The following is a 14,509-nucleotide window of genomic DNA, read 5'->3' on the forward strand; positions in this document are numbered from 1 at the left end:
CTTGGACCATTTCGACCTGCAGGACGGCGTCCTCCACGCCGAGGGCGTTGACCTGACAAGACTGGCGGCCGAGGTCGGCACGCCCGCCTATGTCTACTCGACCGCCACCCTGACGCGGCACTACCGGGTGCTGCGCGAGGCGCTGGACGCCCACCCCTCGGTGCTGGGCGACAGTCTGATCGCCTTCGCGGTCAAGTCGAACTCCAACCTGTCGGTGCTGGCGACCCTGGCCCGGCTGGGCTGCGGCGCGGACACGGTGTCGGAGGGCGAGATCCGGCGCGCCCTGAAGGCGGGCATCCCGGCCGATCGCATCATCTTCTCGGGCGTGGGCAAGACCGACGCCGAACTGGCCTTCGCCCTTGAGGTCGGGGTGCGCCAGATCAATGTGGAGAGCCCGGCCGAGCTCGACCGGCTGATCGCCATCGCAGCGGACAAGGGCGCCAGGCCCGACATCGCCATCCGGGTGAACCCGAAGATCGGCGCCGGCGGCCACGCCAAGATCACCACGGGCGGAGAGGGCGACAAGTTCGGCGTCCCGGCCGATGAGGCGATGGCCCTCTACGCCCGCGCCGCCGCCAGCCCGCACCTGACTCCGGTCGCCCTCGCCTGCCATATCGGCAGCCAGATCACCGACCTGGCCCCGCTGGAGGCCGCCTTCGGCCTGCTGCGCAAACTGACCGAGACCCTGCGCCAGCAGGGCCTGCCCGTGCCCCGGATCGATCTCGGCGGCGGCCTGGGCGTGCCCTATACCGGCGGAGCGAAGACGGCCTCGCCCGCTGACTACGCCGACATGGTCGCCCGCGTGCTGGACGGCCTGAACGTCGAGGCGGCGTTCGAGCCGGGCCGCCTGCTGGCCGCCAATGCCGGGATCCTGCTGACCCGCGTGATCCAGGTGACGGAACGCGCCGACGGGCGTCGCTTCCTGGTGCTCGACGCGGCCATGAACGACCTCATGCGCCCGGCCATGTACGACGCCTTCCACGAGGTGAAGCCGGTCATTCCGCGCGCGGGCGACCCGGTCGTCTACGACATCGTCGGCCCCGTCTGCGAGACCGGCGACACCTTCGCCCGAGGCCGGTCCCTGCCGCCGATCCAGGCCGGCGACCTCGTCGTCTTCACCGGCGCCGGCGCCTATGGCGCGGTCATGTCGAGCGAATACAACTCCCGCCCGCTCGTCCCCGAGGTGCTGGTCGACGGCGACCGCTGGGCCGTGGTCCGGGCGCGGCCGTCGTATGACGAGATGCTGGCGCGCGAGACGACGGCGGAGTGGCTTTAGAGCGCCACGCGGCACGCACTAAGGCATCGCCAGGAAGTCCGCCGTCAGCTCTGCGTTCCAATAGACGTGGGGATCGACACCCCAATTGATGGCGACGGGAGAATTCGCCGCCATCACAAGGGCTGAGCGCCCCGTGACGCCGATGTAGTTCGTGGCGGGAGCCTCGGCGAAGGCAGCTGCAAACCGCGCCTTGCTCGTATACATAGCCATGGCATTTCTTCCGTCGGGCAGGGCGACTGACCATACGCTGATAGGGCGTCTGGCGGTCGCCTCAGATGCCTCCGCCTGATAAGAGTCTGCGACCTTGAGATAGACCGTCGACGTCAACAGCACTCGGCCCATATTCGCTTCCGTCTCTGGTGTTGGGTTCTCAGCGAAAGCGAGCACGGCTTGGTCGAGTTCATTCTCGATATCCGCCACGGACGTATCGGCTTCATTCGATTGCAGCGCGGTGCCTGCGTCAGCACAGCCAACCTGCATCGCGAGCACCAGCGACGCCAACGCTAGAATCTGGATCGAGCGGCTCATCATCGTTCTCTCGAGTTCAACTATGGCTTCGGTTACTCACCCCTATCCCAGAAACCGGTCCACCGCCGCCAGGAACCGCGTCGGCTGGTCGATCATGACCATGTGTTCCGCCCCCTCGATACGCTCGAACCGGGCGGGCCTCGGCAGGTTGCGGTAGCCGGCGGCGAACAGGGCGTCGAGGTGGGCGCGGGGGCTGCGGTCGTCGGCGCTCCAGCCGTAGACGACCGTCACCGGTGCGGCGATGTCGGGCAGGCGGCTGCGCAGATCCGTGGTCATGACCTCATACAGCCCCTGGGCCAGCACGCCGCGGTCGCCGCCCTGCCAGCCGAGGCTCCCGAACACGCTGTCCGCCGCCCCGCCCAGTTGCTGGCCCAGGGCCGATCCCTGCGTCCGCAGGGCCTCGTCGCCGAGGAAGAGCAGGGCCTGATAGGCGATCCGGGCCAGGGGTTCGACATCGCCGACCGTGGCGCCCGGGCTGATCAGGGACGGGAAGAAGGGGGTCGCGTCGACCACCATGACCCGGCCGACCTGGGCCCCGCGCCGGTCGCGGCCGGCATCGGCGGCGGCCCGCAGCGCCACCAGCCCGCCCATCGAATGGCCGATCACGGCCGGCCGCTCCAGGCCCTGCGTGGTGATATAGCGCCGCAGCTCGGCGGCCACCGGCGCGACCAGGGCGCCGTCCGTATTCGACCCGGCGGGCACATTTCCGAAGCCGCGCACCGTAACCAGATGCACCCGGTAACGATCGTCCAGCCGGTTCGCGGTCCGCGCCCAGACGTCGCTGGTCGAGGCCAGACCGGGGATCAGGATCACGTCCGGCCCCTCGCCCCGGGTCGTGACGACGATCCGGTCGGACCGGAAGGCGGGCGTTTGCCCCTCGGCGACAACCGGAAGAAGGATCAGGGCGAGGGCGACGATCAGGGTGCGCAGCATGTCAGGACCCTGAACGACGAAGTGGGCAAAGGGTTGACCGGTCGACCCTTGATCTTCGGCCCGCAACGGCGCGAAATATGACAGCGAAATGTCCGTCTGGGGAGGCGACTATGACTATCCGGAACTCTGCGATCGCGATGGCCCTTGTGGCCTTGCTGGCCGGTGCAGCGCAGGCACAGACGGCTCCGCCTCAGGAAGAGGTACTGGGGGGTACGGCCGCGCCGGTCGAGGAAGCGACCGGCCCCGAGTGGTGGACCTTCTCCCGCGCCGAGGCGAAACACTATCTGATCGACGTCAACAGCGTCGTCCGGACCGGCGACGAACTGACGGTCATGGTGGCCCGCGTTCCGACGGACACCGCCGCCGGCGACTACAGCCATCAGGTCGACCAGTTCGGCATCCGCTGCAACGGTCGGCAGTCGCATGTCGCCACATCGAGCGACGCCTTCGAGGATGGCGTGCCCGGGGAGGCCTATGACACCGACGAACCGTGGGAATCGATCGCCCGCGACAGTTTCGACGACGCCATCCGCGAGATCAGTTGCGAGAACATGCGGCCCTCGCCGCCGTCCTATGACAGCGTGAAGGCCTATATCGACGCCGGCCGGCCCTAGATTCGGGGGCTCTAGGGCATAACCGGAATAGTCGGGACGCGGCTGGCCACGATCCGGCCGCCCGTGTCGTCCCGCTGGATCGACCAGAGCAACCGGCTGTCGCCCGCGTCCCAGTCGATGGCCTGACCTTCTGTCGGCATGGCGACCGTGGCGACATGTCGGAGCGTCGATCCGCCCTGCGGCAGGGCCATGACATAGACCTCGGGCCTGTCGTGGCCGCTGACATAGAGCAGGCCGTCCGGGTTCCAGGCGGCGCCCGAGACGCTCATCGGCGCGATCCGGTCCAGCACGGTCTGGGGGAACAGCCAGGCCTCCTGCCGCTGGAAATTCTCATCCAGCCGCATCAGGACGGTCCAACGGTGATCGTGGCCGGGATTGCCGCCCCGGTCGTCATAGTTGGCGAAGACCGCCCACCAGGACCCGTCGTGCCGGTCCAGCACGGTCAGCGACCCGCCCATATCCGGCCCCAGGGAGACAGTGCGCCGGTAGGTCAGGGTTGCGGCATCGAACACCTCGACCGAGCTGGACATCGGCGTCGCGGAATAGTTGGAGGCGGCGCAGACGAGGTCGGCGTCCACCCGGGCGCAGCTGTTGATATGCGGGAAAAGCGCCGGGTCGCCCTGCCATACGGCGGTCCGTTCGCCCGTCGCCAGGGCGTATCGGGCGATGGTGTTGTTGTCGACGGCATAGACGGAGGCGGCGTCGGCGGCGACGCCCTGGTCCGCCTCCGGCGCGGCGATCCGCCGGGTCTCAACCGCCGTCAGGGCCGGCGCGGGGCCGGTCGCCTGGAGCAAAAGGGCGAGACCGACGGCGATCACCATTTGACCGTCAGGCCCGCATTGAACACCCGGCCGTAGCGCTCGTTCTGGGTGATCCAGTCCTCGTGGCCGCCCTGATACTGGCGTGTCGGTTCGTCGGTCAGGTTCTGGGCCTCGAGGAAGACCGAGGCGTTGTCGGTGACGGCGAAGGTGGCCTTGGCGTCGAGCCGGCGGAGTTCGTCGTTGTACTGATCCGTCGTCGTGTCCGCACCGAGCGCCAGCAGGGCCGATCCGGTGCTGTGGTAGGCGATGGAGGCCTCCACCGGTCCGTACTCGTAGAAGATCTGGACGCCGTAAAGCGTGTCCGACTGTTCGGGGAAGCTGACGCCCGACCGGCCCGGCAGGTCCAGACTGCCGTCGATCAGCGTCAGATTGGCATCGACCCCCAGACCCGACCACAGGCCCGGCAGGAAGTCGAACTGCTGGCGCCAGGCCAGTTCCAGGCCGTACAGATCCGCCGCATCGGCATTCTCCTTCTGGCTGAAGGTCAGGGTGCGATAGTTGCGGCCGCCGAAGGCGAGGTTGGTCCGGGTCTCGCTGCGGGTATAGATCGGATTGTCGATCGACTTGCTGAAAACGCCAGCCGACAGCAGGCCACCGGGTGCGAAATACCATTCGACCGAGGCATCGAAGGCGTCGGCACGATAGGGTTCCAGCTGGGCGTTGCCCATGGACAGCGTGCCGTCAAAGGTGCCGTTGCCGTTGTCGACGAAGGTGTTCGTGCCGCCGGGGCTGAGGTCCAGATAGTTGGGACGACCCAGGCTACGGCTGTAGGCCAGACGCACGACCACGTCCTCGCCCGGTTCCCAGCGCGCGATCAGGCTGGGCAGCCAGTCGGTGTAGCTCTCCGATTCCGACGCCGGGACCACGCTGGTTCCGTTCACCAGCCGGAAACCCGTGATGTCGAGCTCGGTCTGTTCGACCCGAAGGCCCGGGCTGAAGGTCCAGCGGCCGAGCGTCAGGTCGGCGGTCGCATAGGCGGCGGCGACATCCTCGCCCACGTCGGTGTCGGCGAGCGTCGCATTGGCCAGGGTGGTGGCTGTGTCACGGACGAACAGCGGCCCGTTCAGGTTGGTCCGGGTGTAGGCGATCAGACCGGAAGCCGAGAGGGTGGGGTTGATCGTATAGGGGCGGCCGTCGCGAGGCTCGATCGTCACAGCCGGGCCGACCAGGGAGGGGTCGACGGACAGGACAAACCGGGTCGCCGCCGTCGCGCCCCGGGTCCAGACATTGTTGTCGGCATCAAACGACTTGTCCGTCGACCGGTATTTCAGGCCGAAGGCGATCCCGGCCCCGTCGAACAGATTCAGCGGCCGGCGGGCGTCGAACCGGGCCGAGATAATGTCCTCATCGCCGTTCTCGTCCTGTTCGGCATACTGGCGAAAACCGAGAGCCGCTGCGGTGATCGGAACGCGCGGCGCGGCGGTGAACAGTTCATCGGTGAAGTCGAAATCGACGGTGCCGGGCGAGGCCCGGAACTGCCACAGCTGGTTGGGCTCAATCACCTCGTTGTGGGCGCCGGCGATGCCGTAGTCCAGCGTCCAGTCCTGGAGCTCGGTTCGCCCCCCGGCCTGGACCGACAGGACCGACTTCTCCTTGTATTCAAGACGCAGGTCCTGGCGGATTTCGGTGGCGCCCGTCGTGGTGCCGGTCCGGCCGTCCGGGTTCAGCCGCAGGGCACCCGAGGTCCGCAAGGCAGGAGTGGCGAAGTCGAGGCGGTAGCGCTGGCGATACTCATCTTCGGTAAAGCGGCTGTAGAGGGCGCGAAGGAACAGGGAGGTCGACCCGGCCGGAGGCCAGTCCAGCGAGGCGATAGCCCCGATCCGTTCGCGCTTCAGGCGATAGTCGGTGAACTTGATGTTGATCGGCAGGGCGCCCCGCGCCGCGCCCGCGAAGGGCGTCCAGTCGTCGGGATAGAGGCCTGCGCTGGCGAACTCGCGATCCGAATAGCTCGCGCCGAGCATGACGCCGAAGTCGCCGAACCGACCGCCCAGGCTGATGTCGCCCCGGATCGGCGATTCCTCGTTCAGCGTCTGGTAGCCCGCCTGGGCCGAGGCCTGGAAGAATCGATCGCCTCGGAAGTCGAAGGCCGTCTGGGACACCAGATTGACGTTGCCGCCGATGCCCTGCCCGTCCTGACCGGCGGTCTTGACCTTGGCCACCTCAACCCGGTTCAGAAGCTGACCCGAGACGATGTCCAGAGGCAGGCGGCGGGTGTTGCCGTCCGGATTGCCGATCTCGAACCCGTTGATGGTGTAGTTGTTGAGGTCCGACGGCACGCCGCGAACGGAGACGTAGCGGCCCTCGCCCTGGTCGTACTGAACGCCGACGCCGGGCAGGCGCTCGATCACCTCGGCGACGTTGCGGTCAGGAAGATTCCCGATCTCGTCGGCGGCGGCGACGCTGGTCAGGCCGGTGGCGGCGCGTTGCAGGTCGATGGCGCGCTGCTGCGTCGCCCTCTGGCCGGTGACCACCACCTCCTCGACCGTCGTGGCCTCGGACTGTTGCCCGGCCAGAACGGGCGTGGAAACGAAAAGCGCCAGACCGGACACGCCGGCCGACAGAACAGTGCGCATGAGAACATCCCCCGATGATGAGGGGCTGCTAGGCCGATGCCGCGTCGGCCTCGCGACGAAACCGTGAACAGGCGATCAGGATTCCGCAACCGGTGGATGACCGGATGTCAGGACCCGGACGGCGCGTCCGCCATCACAGACCCGGTCGAGCGGTCGGCCGGTCGGGGCGGCTCCCGTGCACGTCGCCGTCAGACGTCGACGGCGGCGTCCAGGGCGTTTTCCTGGATGAATTCGCGGCGCGGCTCGACCACGTCGCCCATCAGCTTGGCGAACAGATCGTCGGCGTCGTCGGCGTGATCGACCTTGACCTGCAGCAGGGTTCGGGCGTTGACGTCCAGCGTCGTCTCCCACAGCTGCTCCGGATTCATCTCGCCCAGACCCTTGTAGCGCTGGATCGACAGCCCCTTCTTGCCGGCGTCGAGCACGGCGTTCAGCAGGTCGAGCGGGCCCCGGATCGTCGTTGACTTGTCCTTGCGGCGATAGACGGCCGGCGAAGCGAACACGCCCTCGAACGCCGCCGCCCGTTCGGCCAGACGACGGGCATCCAGCGACCGGATCAGGGCCTCTTCCAGAACGATCGTTTCCTGCACGGCGCGGCGCGAGCGGCTGAAGACGACGGCGCCCTGTTCGCCCGGAGCGCCGGTCCATTCGCCGTCGCCCTCCTCGGCGTAGAGGTTCAGGCGCGTCGCAGCGGCGGCCGAGGTCGCGGCGATGTCGGCGTCGTCGGCGAACAGACCGGCCAGGGCCGCCTGTTCGATGGCGAAGGCCGGAGCGCGCTGGCTCAGACGATCGACACTGGCGCTGCAGGCCTTGGCGTCACGGACCAGGGCCTGCAGATCGAGACCCATCCGGCGTTCACCGTTGGACAGGTCCAGTTCGGCCTCCGACGACCCCTCCTCGATCAGGTAGGAGTCCATCTCGGACTGGTCCTTGAGGTATCGGCTCTGCTTGCCCTTGGCGACTTTGTAGAGCGGCGGCTGGGCGATGTAGACGTGGCCGCGCGTGATCAGCTCCGGCATCTGGCGATAGAAGAAGGTCAGCAGCAGGGTCCGGATGTGGGCGCCGTCGACGTCGGCGTCGGCCATCAGGATGATCTTGTGATAGCGTAGTTTGTCGGCGTCGAAATCGTCGCGCCCGATGCCCGTGCCCAGGGCCAGGATCAGGGTCCCGATCAGCTCGGACGACAGCATCCGGTCGAACCGCGCCCGCTCCACATTCAGGATCTTGCCCCGGAGCGGCAGGACGGCCTGGTTCTCGCGGTTGCGCGCCTGTTTGGCCGAGCCGCCGGCGGAATCGCCCTCGACGATGAACAGTTCGGACTTGGCCGGGTCGCGTTCCTGACAGTCGGCCAGCTTGCCGGGCAGGCTGGAGATATCCAGCGCCGACTTGCGCCGGGTCAGATCGCGCGCCTTGCGGGCCGCTTCACGCGCGGAGGCCGCCTCGATGATCTTGGCGACCACCATCTTGGCCTCGACCGGATGCTCTTCGAACCATTGCGACAGGCCTTCGGAGCACAGGCCCTCGACGGCCGGGCGGACTTCGGACGAGACCAGTTTGTCCTTGGTCTGGGATGAGAATTTCGGGTCCGGCACCTTGACCGACAGGACGCAGGTCAGGCCCTCACGCGCATCCTCGCCGGTCGGCGCCACCTTCTCCTTCTTCAGGGCGCCGGAGGACTCCATATAGGCCCCCATCACCTTGGTCAGGCTGGTGCGGAAGGCCGACAGGTGGGTGCCCCCATCCCGCTGGGGGATGTTGTTGGTGAAGCACAGCATGGTCTCGTGGTAGGAATCGTTCCACCACAGGGCCAGATCGATCTCGATATTGTCCTTCTTGCCGCGAATGACGATGACGTCCTTCAGGATCGGCGTCTTGGACTTGTCGAGGTGGCGCACGAAGGCTTCCACGCCGCCCTCGTAGTGCAGCATGATCTCGACCGGCTCGGGGTGGCGATGGTCGGCCAGTTTGATGACCACGCCCGAGTTCAGGAAGGCCAGCTCGCGCAGCCGATGCTCCAGCGTCTTCAGGTCGAAGTCGATGTGGGCGAAGGTCGTGATCGACGGATAGAAGGTGACCTGGGTGCCGCTCAGAACCTTGCCGTTCTCGCGCATCGGCGCTTCGCCGGTGACCTTCAGGCTTTCGACCGTGTCGCCACGCTCGAACTTCATCTCGTGGCGTTGGCCGTTGCGGAAGATGACCAGCTTCAGCCAGTCCGACAGGGCGTTCACCACCGACACGCCCACGCCGTGCAGGCCGCCCGAAACCTTGTAGGAATTCTGGTCGAATTTCCCGCCTGCGTGCAGCTGGGTCATGATGACCTCGGCCGCAGAGACGCCCTCCTCGGCATGGATGTCGACCGGGATCCCCCGCCCGTTGTCGGTCACGGTGACCGAGCCGTCCGCGTTCAGAATCACTTCGACCAGGTCGGCGTGCCCGGCCAGGGCCTCGTCGATGGCGTTGTCGACCACTTCATAGACCATGTGGTGCAGGCCAGAGCCGTCGTCGGTGTCGCCGATGTACATGCCGGGGCGTTTGCGCACCGCGTCCAGGCCCTTGAGAACCTTGATGGATTCCGCACCATAGGCGGCCTCCTCGGCGGTATCTTCGGTGCGTGCGCTCAGGGGTTCGTCGGTCATTCATTCGTCCGGAGACGCGGGCGTCGCGGACCGCGCCATGCGCCGTCCAGCCCGCAAAGAAATGTCAGTGGCCGCACAACCGATTCAGGCCGTGCGAATGCGGGGTTTATATAGGAATTCGCAGGCGAAAAGCGAGCAATGAGGACGTCTTGCCACCTTGTCCCGCGACGCGTCGGACCCAATATCTGGCGTTCACCCATCGAAAGACACCCCAGCCCTGTCCGGAGCCTGATCGGCTGAGGGGGAATCGCTTCGTGATTCCATCGATGCCGTGAATCAGCCTCCGGAATCGTCCGACGGCATGACGCCCTCGGTCACGCCCGAGGAGCGCCGATGCCGCATGCCGACAGCCTGATTTCCACCCTCGTAGGGGCCTTCGTTCTGGCCTTCGTGTTCGGAATGCTGGCCAACCGGCTGAAGCTATCGCCCCTCGTGGGCTATCTGGTGGCGGGCATCGCGGTCGGTCCTCACACGGCCGGGTTCGTCGCCGACACCATGCTCGCGCCCCAGCTGGCGGAGATCGGCGTCATCCTCCTGATGTTCGGCGTCGGCCTGCATTTCTCGCCTGCCGATCTGATGAAGGTGCGCAAGGTCGCCATACCCGGTGCCCTCGTACAGATTGTCTCGGCCACGGCGCTGGGCTGGCTGCTGGGCCGGTTCGCCATGGGCATGTCGAACATGGAAGGCCTGCTGATGGGGTTCGCCCTTTCGGTCGCCTCCACGGTCGTCCTGATGCGGGCGCTGGAAGAGCGTCGGCAGAACAAGGGCGAGGTCGGACGTATCGCCGTGGGTTGGCTGATCGTCGAGGACCTGGTCATCGTCATCGCCCTGGTCATGCTGCCCATGATCATTCTCACCGAGGGCGAGACCTTCAAGGCGGCCGATCTGGCGCTCAGCATCGGCTGGACCCTGCTGAAGGTGATCCTGTTCGTCGTCGCCATGCTGTTCGTCGGCGGCAAGGTCCTGCCCTGGATCCTGGTGCGGATTGCCCACACCCGGTCGCGCGAGCTGTTCACCCTCGGCGTTCTGGCCATCGCCCTGGGCATCGCCTGGATCGCCTATCAGCTGTTCCATTCGTTCGCGCTCGGCGCCTTCCTCGCCGGGCTGGTGCTCAACGGCACGCCTCTGGGCCACAATGCGGCGGAGCGATCGCTGCCGTTGCGCGACGCCTTCGCGGTGCTGTTCTTCGTGTCGGTCGGCATGTTGTTCGACCCGATGATCCTCGTCGAACGCCCCCTGTCGGTTCTCGGCGTGCTGGGTATCGTCATCGTCGGGAAGACCATTGCGGCTCTGGCCATCACCCACATGTTCGGCCTCGACCGCGCCTCAGGCCTGACCGTCGGCGCCAGCCTCGCACAGGTCGGGGAGTTTTCCTTCATCCTCGCCGCCCTCGGCGTCTCGCTGGGCGCCCTGCGACAGGAGACCCATGACCTGATCCTGGCCGGGGCCCTGCTGTCGATCTCGCTGAACCCGTTGGTCTTCGTCATCATGGACCGGCTCGGCGGCAAGCCGCCGAACCCGCGCAAGGCAGGCGAGGCCAATCCGGCAACAGCCTAGCCCGGCGTCAGCGCCCCGCCCTCGACCCGGACGAAGGTCGCCCGGCCGATCAGAGGCTCGAACAGCGCCGCCTCCGTCCCGGTCATGAAGGCCTGCAGTCCCAGGGCCGTGATCTCGTCGAACAGGGCCGCGCGACGACCGGCGTCGAGATGCGCGGGCGCCTCGTCCAGCAGCAGGATCGGCTCGGCTCCGCCGCCCGACAGCCGCCCGACCTGGGCCAGGATCAGATTCAGGGCCAGGGCCTTCTGTTCGCCGGACGACCCTTCCGCCGCCGGCCGGTTCTTCTCGCGATGCAGGGCGGTCAGATCGGCCCGATGTGGCCCGAACAGGGACCGGCCCGCCGCCCCGTCGCGGTTTCTTGCCCGCGCCATCCCCTCGCGGATCGCGCCCGCCAAAGCCTCTTCATCGGCGCCGTCCTCGGCCAGCCGCTCGGTCTCCCCGACGAGGGCCAGATCCGCCTGCGGAAAGGGGCGTGCAGAGCGCGAATCAATGGCCGCCTGCAGAACGGTCAGGGCCTTCGCCCGCGCCGTCGCCGCCCGCGCCCCGGTCTCGGCCAGGCGCGCCTCCAGCGCATCGAGCCACAGGGGATCGGCCTCCCTCCCCTCGGCGCCGTCGATCAGCAGCCGTAACCGCTCGCGGAGCGCCTTTTCGTATCCGGCGACCGCCGCCGCATGGCCGGGGTCGGCCGCGAAGACCAGCCGGTCGAAGAACTTCAGCCGCTCGGCCCGGGCATCCGAGAACAGGCGGTCCTGTTCCGGCGTCGCCCAGACGGGGCGCAGATAGTCGAGCAGCCGCCCCGGCTGGGCCGTCTCGCCGTCGATCCGCACCATCCGCCGCCCGGCCCCGGCGACCTGAACCCCGGTCCCCAGCCGGATCTCGTCGCCATCGGTCCCGTCCAGCGTCAGGGCCACGGCCCAGGCCCGCCCGCCGGCCTCGCCCGGCTCGCGGCGTCCCATCTCCTGTGCCGTCGCGCCGCGCAGGCCCTTGCCGGGCGTGAACAGGCTCAGCGCCTCGAGCAGATTGGTCTTCCCCGCCCCGTTCGGCCCATGCAGCACCACGGCCCCCGCACCAAGCGGCACGGCGGCGGTGGCGTAGGACCGGAAGTCGGTAAGGGTCAGCGAGCGGATCAAGCCGCCGACATAGCAGGCGGCCCGCCCCGGCCGCATCAGATTCCGTATGGCTACGCCGGACAGTCGCCGGATTACGGTCACATTTGACCGACCGTGGGACGGGTCGCGTCGGGACGCGTGTCATGAACAAGCTTCTGATCATCGGAGCGGCGATGGTCGCCATGGCCGGCGTCGGCGCCGTCATGGCCCGTGAGGCCGCGAACGCTGCACGCCGGCCCCAGGGCCTTGAGGCCTGTATGAGCGCCCGCGCCCGCACCGGTCTGCGCGACGCCCTTCTGACGCGGATCGCCGCGCGGGGCGGAGAAATCGACGCCGGCTACGCCATGTCGCTGGACACGCCCCGGCTGGAATCGATCGACTACACAGCCGAACGCACCGTCTGCGGCGGCGTCGCCCGCCTGTCCGTGCCCGAGCATCGCCGCGCCGCCCTCGACGGGGTCTCCGAGCTTTCCGACCCCGTCCGCTACATGATCGAGCCGTCGGCAGACGGGCGCGGGACGGTGGTGGCCCTGGTCGGCGGCGGCGACACCATCGCCGGCTGGCTGGGCGGGCCTCCGCCACCGCCTGCCCCGCCCGTCCTGCTCCAGGCGGACTATGGTCCCGCCCAGCCTGCGGTCGACGAGGCCACGCCCGAGGTCGGACCACCCCCCGCGCCCCAGCCCGCCGTCGTCCGAACGCCGGCTCCAGTCCCGTCGCCCCCGGCCCGGCCGGTCGCACCGCGCCAGGTCGTGGCCCAGCCCGCGCCCCGCCCATCGCAGCCGGCTCCCAGGACCCAGCCGATCCGTGTCGTCTCGAGTTCGCCCCCCGCAACTGTCCTCAGCCCGGCGCGTCCCGCCCCGCCTGCTGCTCCGCATCGGACGCCGTCCATAGCCACGGCCAGCCTCAACAGCCGTCCGGCCTCGACGAACCCGGTCCCGGCTCCAGGGGTGCGCGATCCAGCCCCCTCCGTCGGTGCGGTCCGCGCCACGGCCCGTCCGAGTTTCGACTGCCGTCAGGCCAGGAACAGCGCCGAGCGCTCGATCTGCAGCGATCCCGGCCTGGCCGATCTCGATGTCCAGATGGCGCGTCGCTACGCCCGGATGCAGAACAATATCGACGGTCGCCCGGCCGAGATCCTGCGCGACGAGCAGCGTGCCTGGCTCCGTCGCCGCGACGCCTGCACGACCAGCGCCTGTATCAGAGCCCTGTACGAGACCCGCGCGGCCACGATGGGCCGCTGAGGGATCAGACCCGCAGCGGCATCAGCACATACTGGACGCCCGGGTCGCCCGGATCGAGCACCAACGTCGGTGACGCGGGGTCGGCGAACATGAAGGTCGCGTTCTCGCCGGTGATCTGGCCGGCGACGTCGAGCAGGTAGCGGGCGTTGAAGCCGATCTCGAACGGGGCTTCGGAATAGCCGATCTCGACCTCTTCCACGCCCTGGCCGGCCTCCATGTTGCGGACGGTCAGGGTGACGCGGTCCAGCTCGAAGGCCAGTTTCACCGAGCGGCTCTTCTCGGCCGAGATGGTGGCGACGCGGTCGACGGCCGAGGCGAAGACGGCGTTGTCGATATCGGCCTGTTTGTCGTTCCCCTTCGGGATGACCCGCATGTAGTCGGGGAAGGCTCCGTCGATGACCTTGGAGGTCAGGGAGGCCTGGCCGAATTCGAAGCGGATCTTCTGAGGCGAGACCTGGATCTCGACCGGGCCGGAGCCGTCGTCCAGCAGGCGACGCACCTGGTCGATGGTCTTGCGGGGCACGATCACGCCCGGACCGCCCGCCGCGCCCTCCGGCGCCGGGGTCTCGGCGAGGGCCAGACGGTGGCCGTCGGTCGCTACGGCGCGCAGCAGCGGGATGCCCGCCTCGGCCACCGTGTGCAGATAGAGGCCGTTCAGATAGTAGCGCGTCTCTTCGGTCGAGACGGCGAAGCGGGTCTTGTCGATCAGACGCGCCAGATCTTCCTTCATCAGGGTGAAGCGGGCGCCCGAGTTCTCGGTCGACATGACCGGGAAGTCGCCGGCCGGCAGGACCGGCAGGTTGAATTTCGACCGGCCCGCCTGGACCGTCAGGCGGGGATCGTCGCCGTTGTAGATCAGGGCGACCTCGGCCCCGTCCGGCAGTTTGCGGACGATTTCGTACAGGGTGTGGGCCGGCGCGGTGATCTGGCCCTCGACCTGGACGGTCGCATCGGCCTCGTCGACCATCTCCATGTCGAGGTCGGTCGCGGCGAAGCTCAGTTTGTCGCGGCCCGCTGACAGCAGGACGTTGGACAGGATCGGAATGGTGTTCCGACGCTCGACCACGCTCTGAACATGGCCGAGGGCCTTCAGGAGCGCGGAACGTTCGATGGTCAGTTGCATGTCGTCTCGGGGCCCGGGGCGCGGAGGAATCAGCCGTCGCCTAAACTTGCTTGGTTCCGGACACTAAAGGAATGCTCGCCGCTAGCAACCGGGAGGTC

11 protein-coding genes are annotated in these 14,509 nt (G+C 68.1%); 4 read left to right on the plus strand and 7 right to left on the minus strand.

The window, feature by feature from the left end:
- The first annotated feature begins 1 nt into the window (after position 1).
- Entirely contained in the window at positions 2-1,276 is a 1,275-nt protein-coding gene (gene lysA, locus Q0044_RS07705) for a diaminopimelate decarboxylase (protein ID WP_298161288.1), read from the plus strand.
- An 18-nt stretch (positions 1,277-1,294) separates the two neighbouring features.
- Here lysA and Q0044_RS07710 read toward each other — a convergent pair whose 3' ends face one another.
- Both Q0044_RS07710 and Q0044_RS07715 read right to left on the minus strand, forming a co-directional pair.
- Positions 1,295-1,804 (minus strand): SseB family protein, encoded by a 510-nt coding sequence (locus tag Q0044_RS07710; RefSeq protein WP_298161290.1) that lies wholly within the window; start codon positions 1,802-1,804, stop codon positions 1,295-1,297.
- 42 nt (positions 1,805-1,846) lie between these two features.
- Positions 1,847-2,737, minus strand: coding sequence for an alpha/beta fold hydrolase (locus tag Q0044_RS07715; RefSeq protein WP_298161292.1), 891 nt, complete (start codon positions 2,735-2,737; stop codon positions 1,847-1,849).
- A gap of 110 nt (positions 2,738-2,847) precedes the next feature.
- Between Q0044_RS07715 and Q0044_RS07720 the strand changes: the two genes are divergently transcribed.
- Positions 2,848-3,351, plus strand: coding sequence for a hypothetical protein (locus Q0044_RS07720; protein WP_298161294.1), 504 nt, complete (start codon positions 2,848-2,850; stop codon positions 3,349-3,351).
- Between the two features lie 11 nt (positions 3,352-3,362).
- Here the strand turns inward: Q0044_RS07720 and Q0044_RS07725 are convergent, their stop codons facing one another.
- The 3 genes from Q0044_RS07725 to gyrB all read right to left on the minus strand — a co-directional run bounded on the left by Q0044_RS07725 (position 3,363) and on the right by gyrB (position 9,381).
- Complete coding sequence (locus Q0044_RS07725) at positions 3,363-4,172, minus strand: hypothetical protein (RefSeq protein WP_298161296.1); 810 nt, start codon at positions 4,170-4,172, stop codon at positions 3,363-3,365.
- The gene (locus Q0044_RS07730; protein WP_298161297.1) at positions 4,166-6,745 is read right to left on the minus strand and encodes a TonB-dependent receptor; all 2,580 of its coding nucleotides are present in this window, start codon (positions 6,743-6,745) and stop codon (positions 4,166-4,168) included. The genes Q0044_RS07725 and Q0044_RS07730 overlap by 7 nt, the downstream gene beginning before the upstream one ends.
- Positions 6,746-6,933: 188 nt before the next feature.
- Positions 6,934-9,381 carry a DNA topoisomerase (ATP-hydrolyzing) subunit B gene (gene gyrB, locus Q0044_RS07735; protein WP_298161299.1) on the minus strand — a complete coding sequence of 816 codons (2,448 nt, stop codon included), beginning with the start codon at positions 9,379-9,381 and terminating at the stop codon, positions 6,934-6,936.
- Between the two features lie 333 nt (positions 9,382-9,714).
- Here gyrB and Q0044_RS07740 point away from each other — a divergent pair, with 333 nt between their 5' ends.
- Positions 9,715-10,938 (plus strand): cation:proton antiporter domain-containing protein, encoded by a 1,224-nt coding sequence (locus Q0044_RS07740; RefSeq protein WP_298161300.1) that lies wholly within the window; start codon positions 9,715-9,717, stop codon positions 10,936-10,938.
- On the opposite strand, the gene recF is transcribed toward Q0044_RS07740, so the two are convergent.
- Positions 10,935-12,104, minus strand: a complete 1,170-nt coding sequence (recF, locus tag Q0044_RS07745; RefSeq protein WP_298161301.1) for a DNA replication/repair protein RecF — start codon at positions 12,102-12,104, stop codon at positions 10,935-10,937. The two genes, Q0044_RS07740 and recF, sit on opposite strands and share 4 nt — an antisense overlap.
- Positions 12,105-12,190: 86 nt before the next feature.
- On the opposite strand from recF, the gene Q0044_RS07750 reads away from it, so the two are divergent.
- A complete protein-coding gene (locus Q0044_RS07750) occupies positions 12,191-13,288 on the plus strand; it encodes a lysozyme inhibitor LprI family protein (protein ID WP_298161302.1) in 1,098 nt (365 codons plus the stop codon).
- Between the two features lie 4 nt (positions 13,289-13,292).
- Here Q0044_RS07750 and dnaN read toward each other — a convergent pair whose 3' ends face one another.
- Positions 13,293-14,411, minus strand: a complete 1,119-nt coding sequence (gene dnaN, locus Q0044_RS07755; protein WP_298161303.1) for a DNA polymerase III subunit beta — start codon at positions 14,409-14,411, stop codon at positions 13,293-13,295.
- Between the last annotated feature and the right edge of the window lie 98 nt (positions 14,412-14,509).

Source organism: Brevundimonas sp. (assembly GCF_027484365.1).
Lineage (GTDB): Bacteria > Pseudomonadota > Alphaproteobacteria > Caulobacterales > Caulobacteraceae > Brevundimonas.

Coding starts and splice junctions, on each gene's coding strand:
- Q0044_RS07710 (WP_298161290.1), bottom strand. CDS start 1,804: ATGAGCCGCTCGATCCAGATTCTAGCGTTGGCGTCGCTGGTGCTCGCG.
- Q0044_RS07715 (WP_298161292.1), bottom strand. CDS start 2,737: ATGCTGCGCACCCTGATCGTCGCCCTCGCCCTGATCCTTCTTCCGGTT.
- Q0044_RS07720 (WP_298161294.1), top strand. CDS start 2,848: ATGACTATCCGGAACTCTGCGATCGCGATGGCCCTTGTGGCCTTGCTG.
- Q0044_RS07725 (WP_298161296.1), bottom strand. CDS start 4,172: ATGGTGATCGCCGTCGGTCTCGCCCTTTTGCTCCAGGCGACCGGCCCC.
- Q0044_RS07730 (WP_298161297.1), bottom strand. CDS start 6,745: ATGCGCACTGTTCTGTCGGCCGGCGTGTCCGGTCTGGCGCTTTTCGTT.
- gyrB (WP_298161299.1), bottom strand. CDS start 9,381: ATGACCGACGAACCCCTGAGCGCACGCACCGAAGATACCGCCGAGGAG.
- Q0044_RS07740 (WP_298161300.1), top strand. CDS start 9,715: ATGCCGCATGCCGACAGCCTGATTTCCACCCTCGTAGGGGCCTTCGTT.
- recF (WP_298161301.1), bottom strand. CDS start 12,104: ATGCGGCCGGGGCGGGCCGCCTGCTATGTCGGCGGCTTGATCCGCTCG.
- Q0044_RS07750 (WP_298161302.1), top strand. CDS start 12,191: ATGAACAAGCTTCTGATCATCGGAGCGGCGATGGTCGCCATGGCCGGC.
- dnaN (WP_298161303.1), bottom strand. CDS start 14,411: ATGCAACTGACCATCGAACGTTCCGCGCTCCTGAAGGCCCTCGGCCAT.